The organism is Cohnella herbarum (genome assembly GCF_012849095.1).
Lineage (GTDB): Bacteria > Bacillota > Bacilli > Paenibacillales > Paenibacillaceae > Cohnella > Cohnella herbarum.
Genome location: NZ_CP051680.1, coordinates 5,066,029 through 5,084,022, shown reverse-complemented (window position 1 = coordinate 5,084,022; position 17,994 = coordinate 5,066,029). Strand labels below are relative to the sequence as shown.

The window sequence follows — 17,994 nt, the reverse complement described above, 5'->3', positions numbered from 1 at the left end:
ATACGTCAAAAAGCGGAACGCTCGTCGATAGGATGAGCGTTCCGCTTTCGTGCGAGTTTTTGACATTCTTAGATTCAACGCATCCCTCTGGCCCCGATAGCCGGAGTGCGCCCTTCGGGTTCGTGTCGCGCTTGTTCCGAATAAACGGTACCATCCTCCAAGTGTATCCACGTATCGAAGTTCCGCTCGCCTTCTTTCATCGCGATTACCCGGGCTCCGGTGGGGAAGGACCGGTCTAAATACGCATTACGCGTCGTTCGGCCGTAGCAGAGACGGATCCCATGCCAGTCTCCCCAATAGTCGTTGCCATGGTCATGTCCGACGAAGATCCCCATGACGTCTCCCATTTCGATCATGGCGGCGAACATGCCGGAGTTGATCCAAGGCGCGCAGCAAGTATCGTAACGTTCCCCATAACAGACGCCGAAGTCCCATGCATCGTTATATTCGGGAAGGGGAATGTGGAAGAAGGCGAGGGATGGCAGAGTCGTGCCGCCGTTGTCCCCGGTCAGGCGATAGGATTGTCGCGTATACCAGTCGATCTGATCGCGGCGGATCCAATCGTAGAAACCCATACGGCTATACTCCAGCGGCGAATAGCTGCCGGAATCCAGAAAATAAAGGGCGGCGGAAGCCCGCCGGTCCTTGTCTCCCACGGTCAGTACGTAATTGCCGACTCCGTGTACGCCCTGTGGATCGGGCTTGGCGAAATTATAAGGAAAGGTCAGCTGCAGAGCATGCAGTTGCTCCCGAGTAATCGTTCCTTCCGAATCGTGGTTGCCGAATACGGCCGCCCACGGAATTCGCATGCGTTCCGGAACCGAGCAAGCCCGGCGGAATGCGTCCGCCGGATTCGGGTGGGAGGCGGAGGCGATAATGTCTCCCGTATAGACGACCAAATCCGGCTGTTCCGCTTCCAGAATGCGGAGCATCATCGCTTGCATCCGCTGTTCTTCCTCGTCGTTAGCGGCGAATTCGGGATCCGTGAATTGCACGATTTTGAAGGCTCCATCTTCCCGAAACCGCAGCTCCTTAGCCATCGTTGTTCTCTCCGCCCTCAAGAAGTCCCTCGGGTATTCGCGCATCCCAGTACTCCGGAATCGTTATACCCAACGCTAACGCGGCGATCGCGGCCGTATTGGTTATCGTTACGGTGCCGGACAAGCGCCCTTTCTTAATGCCAGGCCCGATGCAGCCCCAGAAGACGTTGCGGTCCATCGGATGGTCGCTGCCGTGGCTGTGCTTGTCCGCTCCGCCTCCGCCATGGTCGGTGAGCAGGATGATGAGGCTATCTTCGACAAGACCTTGCTTCTCCAATCGTTCAAGCACGCTGCCGATCCGTTCGTCGCAGACGCCGATCGCGGCCAAATACTCGCGCGATTCTTCGCCGTACCCATACCGGTGCCCGGAGCCGTCCGGTTCGTCCAGTTGCAAGAACAGTAACCTAACGTCGGGATTCTCATCTAAATATCCCAGAAGAGCAGGGACAAGCTCAGCATCCGGCAGGGATACCTTATGTACGCCGAGATTTTCTTCGATGATGCCCGAATTAATAGGGTTCCATCCGGTAAAAGAAGCCAGCTTGGCCTCCGGAAACCGATCTCTAACTAGCCGGAAAAGGGAGGGGAACGGGGAGTCGGTAGGGTAGGACTCGCTTGCCGCCTTGTCGTTGGTCAGTCCGTGTTTGTCGGGGGTCACTCCGTGAAGCACGGAGCCCCAGCATTCCGCGCTGATCGTCGGGAGTTCCGCTTGCGCTTCATAGGTATACGCGCCGCGGTTGAACCAACGATCCAGATGCGGCGTATGGGCCTGTTGCACGAAATTGCCCGCCCCGTCCATGCCAAGAATAAACACGCGCCGAATCGCATTCGGTTGTCTCATTTTCCACAGCTCCTAATCGTAGTCGGATCATTGCTTCCCTAGCATACGAATGGCTCCTAGAGGCGTCAATACGCGAAACCCGCCTTAGCGCTAACAAGTCACCAGCGTTACAGGGATAAGTCATCATCCTAGTAGTTGCCATATTCGGAGCTCCACTATAATGGGGAACATGAGGAAAGCAACCAGAGGAGGATGAAGCTTATGGCAGCGCTTGCACCGGCAGATTCGGTTATTCGTCCGCCAAGTCGGTTAAGAACATTCGGCAAACAAATCAAGAAGTTCAGAATATTGCTGTTGATGATGATCCCGGGACTAGCGTATTTGTTCGTTAACAATTACATTCCCATGTACGGCGTCATTCTTGCCTTCAAAAATCTAAACTACGTGGACGGGATTTGGGGTAGCCCTTGGGCGGGCATGGACAACTTCAAGTTCCTATTCAATTCTCCGGACGCGTATCTTATTACGCGCAATACGGTTCTGTACAACGTGGTGTTCATTATCGTGAATTTGATTCTCGCTCTGTCGACCGCGCTGTTGATTAACGAGATCAGGGATAAAGTCGTCGCTCGTTTCTACCAAAGTACATTCCTGTTGCCTCATATTATCTCGATGGTTGTCGTTGCCTATCTCGTGTACAGCTTCCTGAACACGGAAAGCGGTCTTGTCAATCGGCAACTCGTCAACCTGTTCGGCTCCGAAGCGATCTCATGGTACAATGAGGCCCGTTATTGGCCTTATATCTTGGTTATCGTTCATGCTTGGAAAGGCGTCGGTTTCCTAGCCATCATCTACTTCGCGGCGATCATCGGCATCGACAAGGAGTATTACGAAGCGGCTACGATCGATGGCGCAAGCAAATGGAAGCAGATGACGCGGATCACCATTCCGCTGATCGCGCCGGTCATTATCGTGATGACCTTGCTATCGATCAGCTCCATCATGCGTTCGGATTTCGGACTCTTCTACCAAGTGCCGATGAACTCCGGTCCGCTAATGCCGACGACGAACACGATCGATACGTACGTGTACAGGGCAATGACTAAGCTGGGAGACATCGGAATGTCATCCGCTGCCGGCCTATACCAATCCGTCGTTTGCTTCTTCCTGATCCTCGGGGCCAATTTCGCCGTCCGCAAGATTAGCAAGAACGACGCGTTATTCTAGGAAGAGGAGGCAACCAGAAGATGACGATCGCAACACGAATTCGCACGCCGTTGATTCATGTATTCTTCATATTGTTCGCCATAGCCTCGCTGTTTCCGTTTCTGCTGGTGTTCATGGTGTCCGTATCGGACGAGAGTTCCATCATCAATAACGGATACACGATCTTTCCGAGCAAGATCAGCTTTGCCGCTTACGAATTTCTATTTAACGATTTCGCGCAGATTGCCCGCGCCTATGGAGTAACCATCTTGGTCACGTTCTTCGGAACGATCGGAAGCGTGTTGATTACCGCGCTCTTCGCTTACCCGTTGTCGCGCCGAGACTTGCCGCTGCGCCGTACGTTCTCGTTCATCCTGTTCTTCACCATGCTGTTCAGCGGAGGAATGGTGCCTTGGTACATTACCTACGTGACGATGTTCGGGCTCAAGAATACGCTGCTCTCCATGATCATTCCAAGTTTGCTGCTCAGCGCGTTTAACGTACTTCTGATGCGAAGCTTCTTCGCCAACACGATTCCGGAATCCATCGTCGAGTCCGGCACGATCGATGGCGCCGGCGAATTTACGATTTTCCTTAAGCTCGTAGTTCCGCTGTCGGCGCCGATCATGGCGACGATCGCCCTATTCAATCTACTGGCTTATTGGAACGATTGGTATAATTGCATGCTCTTCATCGACAAAGCGAACCTTATGAACATTCAGTATCTGATGACCAAGACGCTTAACAACGTTCAATTTCTATTGATGAAAGCCGACACTTCCAGCCAAGTCGGAGATCTGGTGGCCAAGATGCCGACCGAGACGGTTCGCATGGCGCTTGCCATCGTAGGCGTCTCTCCGCTCTTGCTCGCTTATCCTTTCTTCCAGAAGTTCTACATTAGCGGTATTACCAGCGGCGCGGTTAAAGGCTAAGTCGCGCAGCTGTTTTAAGCAATAATAGAGGGTCATACATCAGCAGAAGGGAATGGTACATGTGAAGAAAAGGATTATGAAAGGTTTGACCTTGCTCATGGCGGCTTCGCTGGTATTGTCCGCATGCGGCCAGAACGACAACGGAGGTTCTAAAGACGCTTCCAAAGAAACGCCATCGGCATCGGGAAGTTCGTCGGCCAATCCTTCCGAAACGAAGCTTGAGCCTTATAAGATTACGTTAGCCTACCCTGGCACCGCTCCACGCGACCTTGCGCTCGTACAAGAAGAAATGAGCAAGTATTTGACGGAAAAAATCAATGCGACCGTCGAACTCCAGCCTATCGATTGGGGCTCTTGGACGGATAAAACGAACTTGATGAAAATTTCCGGAGAAGCGTTCGATCTCATCTTTACCGCGGGCTGGTACGGTTACGCCCAGGACGTGTCCAAAGGGCAGTTCCTGGAACTGACGGACCTCATGGCAGAGTACGGCAAGGATATCCCGGGCGTTCTGGGCGAGGATTACATTAAAGGGGCGCAAATCAGCGGTAAGCTCTACGGCGCGCCGACCCATAAGGAATTCGCGCAAGGCTTCGGTTTCTTATTGAACAAGGATCTGGTGGAGAAGTACAAGTTCAATACCGAAGGCGTGAAAACGCTAGAGGAAATGGAAGAAATGTTCAAGACGATCAAAGAAAACGAGCCTGATGTCGTTCCCGTCGTAAGCAACCGTTTCGCGAACACTTGGGGTGCGGCTAACTACGATCTATCCGGCAAGTTGCCTCGCGACAGCAAAGAGCTTAAACTCGTTGACGATCTCGAAGACCCGAAATATATCGAATTCATGAAACGCATGCGTCAATGGAACTTGAACGGATGGTTCGATAAAGACGTGATCACTTCGGACGACAGCGACCAAGCGATGAATATGATTAAAGCTCGCAAAGCGTTTGCTATCGGACAATCTTTGAAACCCGGCAAAGACGCGGAAATGTCCGTAACGACGGGCGTTCCTCTAGTACAAGTCGAAACGGCAACGCCTTATACGACTACGGGGGAAGCCAACGGCGCGATGCTTGCGATCTCCCGTACTTCCAAGGATCCCGAGCGCGCGATGATGTTCTTGAACCTGCTCTACACGGATGCCAAGCTGCTTAACATGCTTGTGTGGGGGATCGAAGGCAAGCACTACGTTAAAGTTTCCGACAATGTAATCGACTATCCGGAAGGCGTAACGGCCGAGAACCAAGGTTACCCGAATCCGGGCGGTTGGATGTTCGGCGATCAGTTCAAAACGTATCTATGGGCTAACGAAGACCCGAACAAGTGGGAGCAGTTCAAAAAATTCAATGACAGCTCGGAACGCTCCATCGCTTTAGGTTTCGTGTTCGACGAAACGCCGGTCAAGGCGGAGGTCGCGGCAACGAACAACGTTAAAGATGAGTTCTATAAAGTTCTAAACGCCGGCGCGGTCGATGTAGAAGAGACCCTAGCGAAGTATAAGGCGAAGCGGGACGCTGCGGGCATGCAAAAAATCATTCAAGAAATGCAGCGTCAATTAGATGAATGGGCCAAAACGAAATAGAGAGCAATACGGAGCTGGAAGGGGATTTTCCAGCTCCTCCTTCCTTTTCCTCAACGACGAGATATGTCACAATAACTTGTGCGAGGGATACTCTTCGCTAATCGATATGAAGGAACGGGCGGGAGAACTGCGATGAACCCCAAGAGAACGCTTCGCTTTAAATTAATCGTCGGTTTCGTTACCATTACGCTGCCTTTGATTTGCCTTCTGCTATACAGCAATTATACGGGATCGAATTCCGTGCGCGAACAGGCGGCGGAGTCCAATAAGAGCATGATTGCTCTATATTCCAATCAAATCCAGACCGCGCTCGGGATCGAAACCAATTTTTTGTACGATCTGGCCTCTTACGATGCGGATATCCTGTCTCTGGACAGAATGACCTACAATTCTACGGAATATATCTTGACCAAGATGCGAATTTTGGAGAGTCTGAGCCAGTATCATCGGTTCGAAAGCAGCGTCGACATTCAGTTTGCCTATTCGATCGCGAATCGCGATCTGATTCATACTTTGATTAAAAGCGATACTTACGACGAGGTGATCGGCATTCGGTCGTGCATCGAGGATCGGCTGCAAGATGCGGTAAAACCGGATAGCGGTTTCAACTCGGAGTGGGGAACGATGAACTGCGGGGATACCTACGGATTAATACGCATCGTGGATTCAGGCTATGGCGTCTACTTGGGAGCATGGGTCAGGCTCGATCATCTCATGACTCCATTGGAGCAGATTCAGCTTGGAAGAGAAGGCTTTTCCGCTTTTGCGGACCGCCAAGGGAGATTAATTGCCGGGAGCTCGGGCGAAGGGGGCTTTGCCGACCCTCCTCTCATTGATTACGCCGCGAGTTATCAGAGAATCAGAGGGCTGGAAGATACCTATATCGTAGTCAGCCATCCGATCGAGATGACGGACGTTACCCTGACCGCCTTCATCCCGGAAGAAGGCATGATGCAGAATTTGTCCCGTTTCCGCGCGTTGCTCGCTTGGATTCCGCTATTTGCGTTCGTACTGCTCTTTCTATACTTAATCTATCTTAACAGCATCATTATCAGGCCGATGAACGAACTGCTCAAGGGGATGCGCACGCTCAAAAGAGGGGACTGGACGTTCCGGTTGGATAGGTCCCCCTCTAAGGAGTTTCATTCCTTTAACGAAACCTTCAACGACATGACGCATCAAATTCAAAAGCTGAAGATCAGCGTCTACGAAGAGCAGATCCGAGCCCACAAGGCGGAGCTTAAGCATTTGCAGTTGCAGATCAATCCTCATTTTCTGCTGAACAGCATTAACGTCGTCTATAATCTAGCCCAGATCAAAAATTATGCCGTCATCCAAGCGATGTGCCTCAATCTGGTGAAATACTTCCGGTTCACGACCAAGACGAGCCAGCCCTTCGTCACGCTGTCGGAAGAGATGGAGCATATGGACAGCTATCTGCGTATCCAGCAGCTTCGGTTCCCGGGGCGGATTACGTTCCGAATCGAGATGGAGGAGCATACCCGGCAGGTTCCGATTCCGCCGCTGATCGTGCAGCCTTTTATCGAGAACGCCGTCAAATACGGCTTCGACTTCATGGACGAGCCTTTTCATATCGAGATCCAAGCGATATGGGACGACAGCGCCAAAAAATGCCGGATTCTGATTGCCGACAATGGCTCCGGTTTTCCGGCGGACGTGCTGGAATCGTTGCAGAAAGAAACCTATTTCCAAAGGAACGATGACCAGCATCTAGGCATATGGAACAGCTATCATCGACTTCAACTCTTGTACGGGAACGCGGCGAGATTGGAATTCGGCAATGGTCTGGAATCCGGTGCCATCGTTAGGGTCGAGATACCGATCGATGCGCCCGCCCAATCTGAATTGCGGTTGTATCCGAGCAGCTAGCTTACTAACGCAGGAGGTGCCGAGCATGCAGGTATTGATCGTTGACGATGAAATGTATGCCGTCATGGGGATTAAGGATGCGATCGACTGGAAAGGCCTTGGCGTTACCGCGGTCCACGATGCCTATAACATGAGAGAAGCCGTCAAAATCTTCGAGAAGCAGGAAATTCAAGTGATGATCTGCGATATCGAGATGCCCAAAGGCACGGGAATCGAGCTGCTGGAGTGGGTCAACGAGTTTTCTCCCCATACGGAAACGATCTTCCTTACGGCTCACGGAGATTTTCGGTTCATGCAAAGGGCTATTCAGCTTAGCAGCTTCGACTATATGATGAAGCCGGTGGAGTTCGACGTCTTGGAAGATACGATCGGGCGGGCGATTGCCGCCGTAGGCAAGAAAAGCGCGGAACTGGCTCAAAGCGAACAATACAAGCCGTATTACGAGCTATGGAATAAGAAGAAGACGCTGCTTAGCGAGCGGTTCTGGCACGACCTGCTGGCGGAACGAATCGTGGCTAGCGAAAGCGCAGGCAATAGCCTGCCCGCCGAGTACGGCATTGTTCTGCAACCGGAGGATCGGCTGTTCCCCGTTATGGTCAGCGTAGAGAATTGGAAGCGGGAACTCAGCACGAGGGACGAAGAGGTCATGGAGTACGCGATACGCCAATCCGCATCCGAGTTGTTAATCGCCAACTCGCGGGGGGAAGTCGTTCAGACGAAACACGGCGTTACGATGGCGATTCTCTATCTCTCTCCGGATGAGGAAAGCGCAATTCAACATAGTATCGGCGGAAGGTGCATGCAATATATCGATGCCTGCGGCCAATATTTGAACTGTTCGGTATCCTGCTATATCGGCGAGCCGGTGAAGCTGCATGAGCTGAGGCCGATGTACAAGTCGCTGTTGTCGATGGAATACAACAATCTCAGCGAATCCAATCAGCTCAATTGGCTGAGATTGCAAAGCCCGGATCCCGTTCCGAATCCGAGCCTGCCCGATTTCGCGGCTTGGGCTTTGTTAATCGAGAACGGCAAGGAAGACGAGATGGTCGGACATCTGAAGCGGAGCCTTCTGGAGTTGGCCTCGGAGCGGCGTTTCGGGGCGAGTGCCCTGCAGGCCTATTATCAGGGGTTTCTTCAGATGATTCACTACTTGCTGCAGAAGAAAGGCGTCTCGGCGCACCAATTGTTCCATGATGACAGCGTATCGCAAGTTAAAGTGCCGCCTCGTACGCTGGAGCAGTTGGAGGAATGGGGGATTCGGTTAATCCGCACGGTGCATCGGTATCTCTATCGGGAAGAGTCGGTTATCCAACGCCTTCGCGGCTATATCGCCGATCATCTGAGCGAGAACATCACCCGCGAGATGCTTGCCGAATACGTTCACTTAAACCCAGCGTATCTCTCCCGGTTGTTTAAGAAAGAGACGGGTATGAGCATTACGGACTACCTGCTGAACGAGAGAATGCGGATTGCCAAGGAGCTGATCGCCCACTCGACGATTCCGATTTCCGAGATCGCGCAGAAGCTGGGTTACGGCAACTTTTCCTATTTCTCTAAAATGTTCAAAAAAATCTATCACGCCAATCCTCAGCAGTTTCGGAAGTTGTCAGGCTGTTAGCGGGCGGATATAGCGAAGGGGATATCGGGTCACATGAGAGATTACCAAGGGGCTCTGCCATCGGAAAATCAATTGAGGTGGCAGGATATGGAGATGGGCATGTTCTGCCATTTCGGCATGAATACTTTCTGCGATCGGGAGTGGGGGGAAGGAACGGACTCGCCGGAGAAATTCCGGCCTTCCGAGCTTGATGCTCGTCAGTGGGCGAGTACGGCCCGTCAAGCAGGGATGAAATACTTCATCCTTACGGCCAAGCACCACGACGGCTTCTGCCTATGGCCAACGGCTACGACGGATTATTCGGTGGCTTTCAGTCCGTGGAAGGATGGCAAAGGCGACATCGTGCGGGAATGCGCGGAAGCTTGCCGCGAGGAAGGAATAGGCTTCGGACTCTACCTCTCTCCGTGGGACCGGCATGAGCCGCGTTACGCGGACCCTGCCGCTTACGACGACTTCTACGCCGACCAGTTGGAGGAGTTGCTGACCGGTTACGGTCCGCTGGTCGAAGTCTGGTTCGACGGCGCGGGCTCGGAGGGACATACCTACGATTGGGAGCGCATTATGCGTATTGTTCGTACTCATCAGCCCGAGGCGATGGTATTCAATATGGGTGCTCCGACGATCCGATGGGTGGGCAACGAAGACGGCGTGGCTCCCTATCCTTGCTGGAATACGGCAGAGGCGGCGCGCCTGAGCATGTTCACGACCGAGAGCGCGGACTGGCTGCCGTCGACGCCGAAATGGGTGCCGGCGGAATGCGACGTTCCGATTCGCAAAGACCAGTGGTTCTGGCACCCGGACGCCGAAGATCGGCTTCATTCGTTGGAACACCTTATGGATATTTACTATCGTTCCGTAGGGCATGGCTGTAATCTGCTGCTCAACGTCGCGCCCGACGATCGGGGGTTGCTGCCGGATTCGGATGTGCGGCGCGTGCTGGAACTGGGAGCCGAGGTGCGTCGGCGCTTCGATGCTCCGATCGCCCGGACGAGCGGGACTGGGAACGAATTGGTGCTTCAGTTGGAGGGAGAGACGTCGATCGATCATCTCGTCCTGATGGAGGACATTCGGCTGGGAGAGAGAATCCGCGAATACGTCGTCGATGCGTTGAGGGACGGGCAGTGGGTAGAGATCTCACGGGGCAGTGCCGTCGGTCATAAGAAGATCGATGCGTTTCCCCCGGTGGCGGCCTCGGCCGTCAGGTTGCGAGTTCTCTCCAGCGAAGGAGAACCGCTTGTTCGTTCTATGGGGGTATATGCGAATTGTAATGATGCGATAAGGTGATGGCATATTGCTATTCCTAGTCCAATCCGATCGGTGACTCGATAGAGAGTGATACCGTAACGTTATTCCTGATCCGTTCCCAACAAGGGTTAGACTCGAGAATATTTCTGGGTAATCAGATTAAGGGGTGTCCCGCTAGGTCAAGTAATAAGACCTTGCGAGACACCCCTTTTTTCCTAAGCCTAAGCTTGCGGCAGAACCGTTTGTTCAATCTCCGCTTCGTAGCCGTCGGGAATCTGGATCTGCAGGCTTACGCCTTCCGGATAAGCGACGCTAAGCTTGAACGATTTGCTGCTCTCGTTGACCGTCCAAGAGACGTCGATCGTTCCGCCGTCCGGATGCGGCACGCTGCCGCGAGCCCAACCTAACCCGTTCGGCGCCGGAGAAACCTCAACCGAGCTCCATCCCGGGGCAAGGCTCTTGATCCCTAGAACTTCCTTCCCGAGAAAATAGGCCGGCGCGGAAGACCAAGCATGGCAGTGGCTGCGCGTGAGCATATCCGGGTTCGCCCTGTTTTCAACGAAGTTGGGGTACTGCTCCCAACATGTCGTCGCGCCGTGATCGATCATGTTGCCGTAGTTTTTGCGGATATCCTCCAAGATCAGACCGATTTCTCCCAATTTGCCCAACGCTTCATAGTAGAAGAAAGACATGAACGGACTGCCGATCTGCACGAAATGCTTTGGCGGGGAGGTCACATACCGATCGATAGTTTCCTTCCGATCCCCTCTCGCGACTCCCGTCAACGATGCGACGACTTGCGTTTGCATGCTGAGTACGCCGGAACGTCTGCCGTCGGGATGGATGCAATCGATGTAGGCTTGCTTCTCGTCATCCCAGAGGTGCGTATTGATGGCGTTATCCAACCGGATAGCCGCCTGATCGAACCGGGAACTCTCCGCGTCCTCTCCGGCTAATCTCCCCATCTCGGCCGCGCAGCGAAGCGTCTGCACGAGGAACATGTTCTGATGAGTCACGATGCCGTCGTTCGGTTGATCGATCGGCGACCAGTCGAGCAGGTTCCAGCCCTTGACGTTAAACAGGCCGTTATCGTCTATTTTCAACAAATAATGATTGAGCGTATAACGGATATGCGCGTACATCTCGATCGCGAATGCCTTGTCGGCCGTCTGTTCGTAATATTCCCGGCAAGCGATTGCCCAGAAGAACGTCCAATTCGGAATGACGCTGTTCCAGCCGCTGGGTACTTGATCCGCGTACAATGGGCTTTGGTGCTTCGATCCCGGTACGAGACGTAGGCAACGTTTCACGATATCTTGAACGCCGTACAGATAGTTGCTCACCAACGCCTCATTCCGGCTATCGCCGACCCAGAAAGCTTGCTCGTATGCCGGACAATCGACGAACGTGTCTTCCATGCATAATTTCGTCGTATGGCGGCTGATTTCCCAAATATCGTTCAGGAGCGGATCGGAACACTCGAATCGGCCTATCTCGGCAACGGGATAGTTGCTCTGGATTATTTTTACGTTATAGATTCGCACCGGCGATTTCGCATTCCTTACGTTAAAGGCCATATAGCGGAACCCTCTGCGGATCGGAGATTCATGGAATTGCCTTCCGGATTTGCACACGTAACGTATCGTATGGTCTAATCCGAAGGTGTCTTGGCGATAGGTATCGGTCATATACTCTAATCCGTACCCATCCAAGATCGTCCCCTCGGACGCTTCCACTTCGAAAGTAAGATAGCCGGAATATTCTTTGCCGAAGTCGAGGACGAGTTCCGTGTCGAAGCCTTCGTAAGTCGGAACGATGCCGGCCTGAGCGTTCGGGATAACCGCGTTCTGCAACTGCGAAGGCACGGCGAACTTAACCTGCTCTTTTCTCCAGACGCAGAGGCTGAACACATCCGCTTCCGAAATATATTTCCGATCGATCGGACGTAGCCATTGCCCGTAACTATTCAAATCAACGGCAGTCTTAACGCTCTTCAGCAAGTTTAGGTATACCGGGTGTTCGGAATCCAGCTTGCGGTTATCTTGATGATCGATTAGCATGACGTAGTCGAACGGACCAACGGCCCAGAAAGCCGATTGTTCATGGGAATCCGGGAAGCGAAGAGGAGAGGTCAATTCCAATTCGATGCAATCTTCCGCGTATACGCCGATTTGCAGTTTGCCCGTGTGTATGGACCCGGATACGTCGATAAGCAGCAAATTGTCCCCTTGAAGCAAGTCTACGTCCACATAGCGTTCGGGCGCGGATCCGTACAGCCGATCGTCGGTTACGATTTCCCCGTTCAGGGATAACGCGCGCAAGCATTCCCCCGAAGCGAGAAAACCCAGCGTAGCTTTACCTGCTTGGCTTGCCCGAACGGAAGTTGCGACGAATCCAGTAAATTGAATGGCGTTCGCATGATCCTCGCTTCCGACCATAAGCGCATTGCGGACGTCTACCGTCGCCGTGAGAGAGAAAGAACGCACCTTGGCCAGAGAGCTTACCCGCACGGGATATACGGCTTCATCCGTCAGCATCGGAATGTCGCGCGGCTTGACCGTTGTCCAGGGCTCCATACCTACCGGACCAAGAACGATCGCATTGCGCCAATCGGAATCGTCATAGTCTTCGCGCATCCACTCGCCGTCCCAAGCCGATGCATCGATATATTCGGCGAAAGCCTGTTGGCAAGTCGTTCGAGGAGAGCGCGGATGATGACCGTTATGGCGGGAAGTTTGCCATGATGCATCCGAAGCGACAATCTCGCGAGTCGAGCCCGCGTACTCGAGTTCGATAAGGAGACCGCCTCTTCCTCTTAAGTAATAGAAGGTAGATACGCCGAAGTGGAGCACGAGAGCGGCAATCGTATTTTTCTCCCCCGGTTTGAGGAGGTGCCCCACTTCGTAGGTGTCATAGCTCAGCTCGGAAGGCCATGATCGAACAGGCCCTCTGCCCAATTGAGTGCCGTTTAAGAACAATACGTAACGAGAATCCGCGGTAATCCGGAGCGAACCGGAACGAATATCGTTCTCGTGGATTTCGAACGTTTTCCTGAAGCAACGCCATTCGTTTCGCGGGCTCTCTTCCCCGTCTCCCCAGATCCACTGTGCTTGCCATTCTCTGCTCATCCTGTTTGCAAGACCACCCGTCATATGGAATTGTTTTCTCCTCTGTATTGTAAAATAATCAGGGACGGATGTTATGGGTTGTTTGCGACTTCGTATGGGTATATGATGACTTCGAGGGGTATTCGTTTCGGGGAGGGGGAAGGGCTGTGAAGAAAGCGAGTCCGATGATCGAGAAGGGAGAGCAATTCTTCTCCAATGGCCTGTCGTTATTCGTCAATCGGGTGAGCGAGGAATTTATTTTGCCCGAGCATGAACACGACTTCATCGAGATTTGTTACGTATGGGAGGGGAGCGGCTTCCATTATATCGAGGATAGGACGATTCGAGTGAGCAAGGGCGACCTGTTTTTCTTGCCCATCGGCATCTCCCATATTTTCCGTCCATCCACCCGCAATCCGAAAGACCCGCTGATTATAGGCAATTGCATTTTCGACGAGAAAATTTTTCGCTTCCTGACATCCGTACTGCCCGTGGAATACGGCTTGTACCTCTTCCGTCAGATTAACGCGAAGACGGATCGCTGGATCCAGATGCGCGAATCCTCCGGCGAATTCGGACAGTTGTTCGAATCGTTGCACATGGAGTTTCAACAGAAACGGATGGGGTACGAGACGATGCTCTGCGGGTTGTTGCTCCAGCTTCTCATCCGGATGGAACGCGCGTTAAATGTTGAAATGCGCGCGGCGGATCCTGCGGCCGAGAAGGTTGAACTCGTATACGGGTATATCCGCGACCACTTGCACGAGAAATTAACGATCGCCGATATCGCCGGACACGTCGGCCTTGGCGAGAGACAGCTTCAGAGGATCGTAAGCTCCTATACGGGGCTCTCCATATCGTCTCTTCTAAGCAAGGAGAGAATAGAACGAAGCCGTAAGCTTCTATCGGAACCCTCGTGTGCCGGCCTTACCGTGGCGGAGATTGCTTCTCGGGTCGGCATCCACGATCTCAAGAGGTTTCACCGGTTGTTCAAGCAGACGACGAACGTCACCCCCGGGCGGTACAGGCAAGAACAAGGGGCGTCGCGCTGACGTAGGCGAGCAAGTATTATACCCGCAAGTTATTGGAATCTTATTGTTGATCTTATAGGTTCGCTGTTCGGATATGATGGGGGGCGTGAATATGAAAAAGAAGTTAATGTCGGATATGGCCCATATTATCGTCGGAGCGTTGATCTTCGCCTTATCCATCAACTTGTTCGTTATTCCGAACGAATTCGGCGAGGGCGGCGTTACGGGGATCACGATTATTTTGTATTACTTATTCGAATGGTCTCCCGGGTTGGTCAGCTTGATCTTCAACTCCTTTTTGCTGCTGATCGGTTACAGGTACTTGGATAAAATGACGGTCATCTATACGATCGTCGCCGTTGTCTTTTATTCATTCTTCCTATACGTAACGGAGGATTGGAGAATCGCGTCCGACGAGTTAACGATTAACGCCGTGTTCGGAGGATTATTCTCGGGAATCGGGATCGGCATGATTATTCGGGTAGGCGGTACGACGGCTGGGACGACCATACTGGCAAGAATCGCGAATAAATACTTGGACTGGAATGTCAGCTACGCTCTGTTGTTTTTCGATCTTATCGTTGCGTTCTCTTCCTATTTTATTATCGGAGCCGAGGCTTTGATGTTTACGATCGTCATGCTCTACATAGGAACGAAAGTGATGGACTTCATTATCGAAGGCGTTAATCCGAAGAAGGCCGTGACGATTATCTCCAAGGAGCAGACCAAAATCGCCGAACAGGTGAACGTGTTGCTGGATCGGGGAGTTACCGTCCTCTATGGTCACGGTCATTATACGAAAACCCCGCAAGAGATTCTCTATATCGTCATCAGCAAGCAGGAGTTAGCCTTGTTGAAGAAGATCGTGAAGGCGCACGACAAAAACGCGTTCATCACGATCCATGACGTTCGGGACGTATTCGGTGAAGGATTTATCGAATTGTCGAAATGATCGATGGGTTAGGTTGGATGCACAAGGCAAATAAAACAAGCACCGAGACGAGTCTCGGTGCTTGTTTGCTGTCGGACAGCGGGGGCGGGACAATCAAAGAGCCCGATCATCCACGCCGTTCAGCCACTCTTCGATGCTGTCGACGACCGACGTGACGCAGTCGCCTTCGAAAGGCGAGATCAGCCCGGCTTCTTTGACCAATTCCGTGAAGGACAGGCTGCCGCCCAATTGGCACAGATGCAAGTATTGCGCCCACGCGGCGGAGCGGTCCTCGTTCATCTTCTTCCAGAACTGGAACGCGCAGATTTGCGCCAGGGTGTAATCGATATAGTAGAACGGCGAGTTAAAGATGTGACCCTGCTTGTGCCAGAAGCCGCCTTGCTCCAAGTAAGCATTGTCCGAATAGTCGCGATGCGGAAGATACTTCTTCTCGATCTCGCGCCACGCCCGTTTCCGCTCGGCCGGGGTGGCCTCGGGGTTCTCGTAGACGTAGTGCTGGAACTCGTCGACGGTTACGCCGTACGGGAGGAAGATCAGGGCGCTGGCCAGATGCTGGAACCGGTATTTGTCCGCTTCCTCCTCGAAGAAAAGATCCATCCACGGCCAAGTGAAAAACTCCATGCTCATCGAATGAATCTCGCAGGCTTCGTAAGTCGGGAAGCTGTACTCCGGAACGGTGAACCGCCGGCTCTCGTATACCTGGAAAGCGTGCCCGGCCTCGTGCGTCAATACGTCGATGTCGCCCGAAGTGCCGTTGAAGTTGGAGAAAATATACGGGGCTCCGTGGTCGCTAATATACGTGCAGTAGCCGCCGCCTTGCTTGCCTTTCTTGCTTACCAGATCCATCAATCCGTTGTCCTGCATGAACCGGAAAAACTTATCCGTCTCCGGCGACAGCGCGGCATACATTTTAGCGCCGTTGTCCACGATCCAATCCGGGTCGCCCTTCGGCTTCGCATTGCCCGACAAGAAGGCTAAATTCTCGTCGTAATAGAGCAATCGATCGACTCCGATCCGGTTACGCTGGCGCTCCTTCAACTTGGACGCGATCGGCACGATATGCTCCAGCACTTGGTTACGGAAGTTTGCCACCATCCCGGCATCGTAACCGATACGGCTCATTCGAGCGTAGCCTAGCTCGACGAAATCGTTAAAGCCCAGCTTCTTGGCGATTCTTGTCCGTATCTTCACGAGCTCGTCGTAGATGCGGTCGAATCGTTCCTCGTTCTCGGCCATGAAGCCGCTCGACGCTTCGGAAGCGCGTTTGCGCATATCGCGGTCGGTGGATTGCTGGAACGGACCGAGCTGCGGCAGCGTTCTCTCTTCTCCTTCGAACGGGATTTTGGCGGAGGCGATCAGCTTGGAATACTCCGTAGACAGTTTGTTCTCCTGTTGCAAGTCTTCGATGACCTCGGGGCTGAACGTCTTGAGAGACAGCTCGGCCATCTGGAATAGCTGCTTGCCCCATTTTTCTTCCAGCTTCGCTCGGAACTTGGAGCCGACCAGCGCCCGGTAGTAATCCGTGACGTACTCTTGGACGACGGGACCGTTCTCGTCGAAGAAATCCTGTTCGGCTTTATAGAATTCGTCGTTCGTATCGATCGAATGGCGAATGCTCGCGATCTGCTGCTGCGTATCGAATTCGCCGCGCAGTTTGTTGATGCCGGCCATTGCCTCGTCTTGTTCCTCGTAGCTGCTTGCCGCTTCGAAAATGGCCAGAAGCTCCTTGATCCGGAGCTCGAAAGCTTTTACGTCGGGTCGTTCGTAACGGTATTCGCTGAATTTCACTTGCACGCACCTGCCTCTTTTTTGATTAATAATGGGCTTTTTTCACCGGTAGTCATCATGTTCCTCCTGAGTGTATTCGATATTCGGCTTCGCTAACCCTGCTGCGTCACGCAAAGTCGTTTAGCCGGTTCGAAGGCGCTAATGGCGACGAATGCGGAACGCGCCGTTTGAATTTGATAATTCGTGTCGAGAAAGGTTAATATTAGCAGCATGAGAGCAAGTTCGATCGGATATTCAGAGATGATAAAGGGTGTGCGTGGATTGTGAAAATCGGGTTAGTCAGACACTTCAAGGTGCGGAAGGAATTTCCGAAAGGGAGAAGATTCAGCGCAAGCGAGGTTGAGCAATGGTTTCGAGAGTACGATGTCGCCGACATCGAAGAGGGGAGTACCGATCTCGGCGGTATCCAATGGAGCCGATGCTTTACGAGTACGATGCCGAGAGCTAGACTAACCGCGGAGAAAATATACGATGGCACGATACTGGTTAAGGCCGAGCTCAAGGAGATTCCCGCGCCGAAGTTCAGCACGAAGCTGAAGCTTCCGTTCATCGCGTGGTTTCTTTTGATCCGACTTTCCTTATTCTTAAATCGTCAGACCCGAATGGACGTTAAGCAAGCACGAGAACGGATAAGAATGGTGCTCGATGAAGCGATTTCTCCTGACGGAGGAGACGTGCTGATCGTAAGCCATGGCGCGTTAATGATCTTTATGGGCAAAGAACTGCTCAAGAGGGGATTTCGCGGTCCGAAGCTGAATTACCCGGCCAATGGGAAATTGCACATCTATGAGAATTAACAGTTCCGATCGATACGGA

13 protein-coding genes are annotated in these 17,994 nt (G+C 52.7%); 9 read left to right on the top strand and 4 right to left on the bottom strand.

Annotation, left to right across the window (positions count from 1 at the left end; translation table 11 throughout):
* Nucleotides 1-74: 74 nt before the first annotated feature.
* Entirely contained in the window at nucleotides 75-1,040 is a 966-nt protein-coding gene (locus tag HH215_RS21775) for a metallophosphoesterase family protein (RefSeq protein WP_169281811.1), read from the bottom strand.
* Nucleotides 1,033-1,881 (bottom strand): alkaline phosphatase family protein, encoded by an 849-nt coding sequence (locus HH215_RS21770; RefSeq protein WP_169281810.1) that lies wholly within the window; start codon nucleotides 1,879-1,881, stop codon nucleotides 1,033-1,035. Before HH215_RS21770 ends, HH215_RS21775 begins: the two co-directional genes overlap by 8 nt.
* 201 nt (nucleotides 1,882-2,082) lie before the next feature.
* Between HH215_RS21770 and HH215_RS21765 the strand changes: the two genes are divergently transcribed.
* The 6 genes from HH215_RS21765 to HH215_RS21740 all read left to right on the top strand — a co-directional run bounded on the left by HH215_RS21765 (nucleotide 2,083) and on the right by HH215_RS21740 (nucleotide 10,339).
* Complete coding sequence (locus HH215_RS21765; protein WP_254450179.1) at nucleotides 2,083-3,048, top strand: ABC transporter permease; 966 nt, start codon at nucleotides 2,083-2,085, stop codon at nucleotides 3,046-3,048.
* A gap of 20 nt (nucleotides 3,049-3,068) precedes the next feature.
* The gene (locus HH215_RS21760; RefSeq protein ID WP_169281809.1) at nucleotides 3,069-3,959 is read left to right on the top strand and encodes a carbohydrate ABC transporter permease; all 891 of its coding nucleotides are present in this window, start codon (nucleotides 3,069-3,071) and stop codon (nucleotides 3,957-3,959) included.
* 52 nt (nucleotides 3,960-4,011) lie between these two features.
* Nucleotides 4,012-5,544: an ABC transporter substrate-binding protein gene (locus tag HH215_RS21755; RefSeq protein WP_375140456.1), complete on the top strand. Its 1,533-nt coding sequence runs from the start codon at nucleotides 4,012-4,014 to the stop codon at nucleotides 5,542-5,544.
* Nucleotides 5,545-5,676: 132 nt separating this feature from the next.
* A complete protein-coding gene (locus tag HH215_RS21750) occupies nucleotides 5,677-7,434 on the top strand; it encodes a cache domain-containing sensor histidine kinase (protein WP_169281808.1) in 1,758 nt (585 codons plus the stop codon).
* A gap of 25 nt (nucleotides 7,435-7,459) precedes the next feature.
* Nucleotides 7,460-9,055 (top strand): helix-turn-helix domain-containing protein, encoded by a 1,596-nt coding sequence (locus HH215_RS21745; protein WP_169281807.1) that lies wholly within the window; start codon nucleotides 7,460-7,462, stop codon nucleotides 9,053-9,055.
* 33 nt (nucleotides 9,056-9,088) lie between these two features.
* Entirely contained in the window at nucleotides 9,089-10,339 is a 1,251-nt protein-coding gene (locus tag HH215_RS21740) for an alpha-L-fucosidase (RefSeq protein WP_169281806.1), read from the top strand.
* A gap of 182 nt (nucleotides 10,340-10,521) precedes the next feature.
* On the opposite strand, the gene HH215_RS21735 is transcribed toward HH215_RS21740, so the two are convergent.
* A complete protein-coding gene (locus HH215_RS21735; protein WP_169281805.1) occupies nucleotides 10,522-13,428 on the bottom strand; it encodes a family 78 glycoside hydrolase catalytic domain in 2,907 nt (968 codons plus the stop codon).
* A gap of 146 nt (nucleotides 13,429-13,574) precedes the next feature.
* On the opposite strand from HH215_RS21735, the gene HH215_RS21730 reads away from it, so the two are divergent.
* Together HH215_RS21730 and HH215_RS21725 are read left to right on the top strand one after the other, a co-directional pair.
* Nucleotides 13,575-14,459: an AraC family transcriptional regulator gene (locus HH215_RS21730; protein ID WP_169281804.1), complete on the top strand. Its 885-nt coding sequence runs from the start codon at nucleotides 13,575-13,577 to the stop codon at nucleotides 14,457-14,459.
* Between the two features lie 91 nt (nucleotides 14,460-14,550).
* Entirely contained in the window at nucleotides 14,551-15,390 is an 840-nt protein-coding gene (locus HH215_RS21725; protein WP_169281803.1) for a YitT family protein, read from the top strand.
* 93 nt (nucleotides 15,391-15,483) lie between these two features.
* Here HH215_RS21725 and HH215_RS21720 read toward each other — a convergent pair whose 3' ends face one another.
* Entirely contained in the window at nucleotides 15,484-17,178 is a 1,695-nt protein-coding gene (locus HH215_RS21720; protein WP_169284515.1) for a M3 family oligoendopeptidase, read from the bottom strand.
* A gap of 263 nt (nucleotides 17,179-17,441) precedes the next feature.
* On the opposite strand from HH215_RS21720, the gene HH215_RS21715 reads away from it, so the two are divergent.
* The gene (locus HH215_RS21715) at nucleotides 17,442-17,975 is read left to right on the top strand and encodes a histidine phosphatase family protein (RefSeq protein WP_169281802.1); all 534 of its coding nucleotides are present in this window, start codon (nucleotides 17,442-17,444) and stop codon (nucleotides 17,973-17,975) included.
* The last annotated feature ends 19 nt before the right edge of the window (nucleotides 17,976-17,994 follow it).

What these genes read in the sequence shown, in the direction of transcription:
- HH215_RS21775 (WP_169281811.1), bottom strand. Translation starts at nt 1,040, where the DNA reads ATGGCTAAGGAGCTGCGGTTTCGGGAAGATGGAGCCTTCAAAATCGTG.
- HH215_RS21770 (WP_169281810.1), bottom strand. Translation starts at nt 1,881, where the DNA reads ATGAGACAACCGAATGCGATTCGGCGCGTGTTTATTCTTGGCATGGAC.
- HH215_RS21765 (WP_254450179.1), top strand. Translation starts at nt 2,083, where the DNA reads ATGGCAGCGCTTGCACCGGCAGATTCGGTTATTCGTCCGCCAAGTCGG.
- HH215_RS21760 (WP_169281809.1), top strand. Translation starts at nt 3,069, where the DNA reads ATGACGATCGCAACACGAATTCGCACGCCGTTGATTCATGTATTCTTC.
- HH215_RS21755 (WP_375140456.1), top strand. Translation starts at nt 4,012, where the DNA reads ATGGTACATGTGAAGAAAAGGATTATGAAAGGTTTGACCTTGCTCATG.
- HH215_RS21750 (WP_169281808.1), top strand. Translation starts at nt 5,677, where the DNA reads ATGAACCCCAAGAGAACGCTTCGCTTTAAATTAATCGTCGGTTTCGTT.
- HH215_RS21745 (WP_169281807.1), top strand. Translation starts at nt 7,460, where the DNA reads ATGCAGGTATTGATCGTTGACGATGAAATGTATGCCGTCATGGGGATT.
- HH215_RS21740 (WP_169281806.1), top strand. Translation starts at nt 9,089, where the DNA reads ATGAGAGATTACCAAGGGGCTCTGCCATCGGAAAATCAATTGAGGTGG.
- HH215_RS21735 (WP_169281805.1), bottom strand. Translation starts at nt 13,428, where the DNA reads ATGAGCAGAGAATGGCAAGCACAGTGGATCTGGGGAGACGGGGAAGAG.
- HH215_RS21725 (WP_169281803.1), top strand. Translation starts at nt 14,551, where the DNA reads ATGAAAAAGAAGTTAATGTCGGATATGGCCCATATTATCGTCGGAGCG.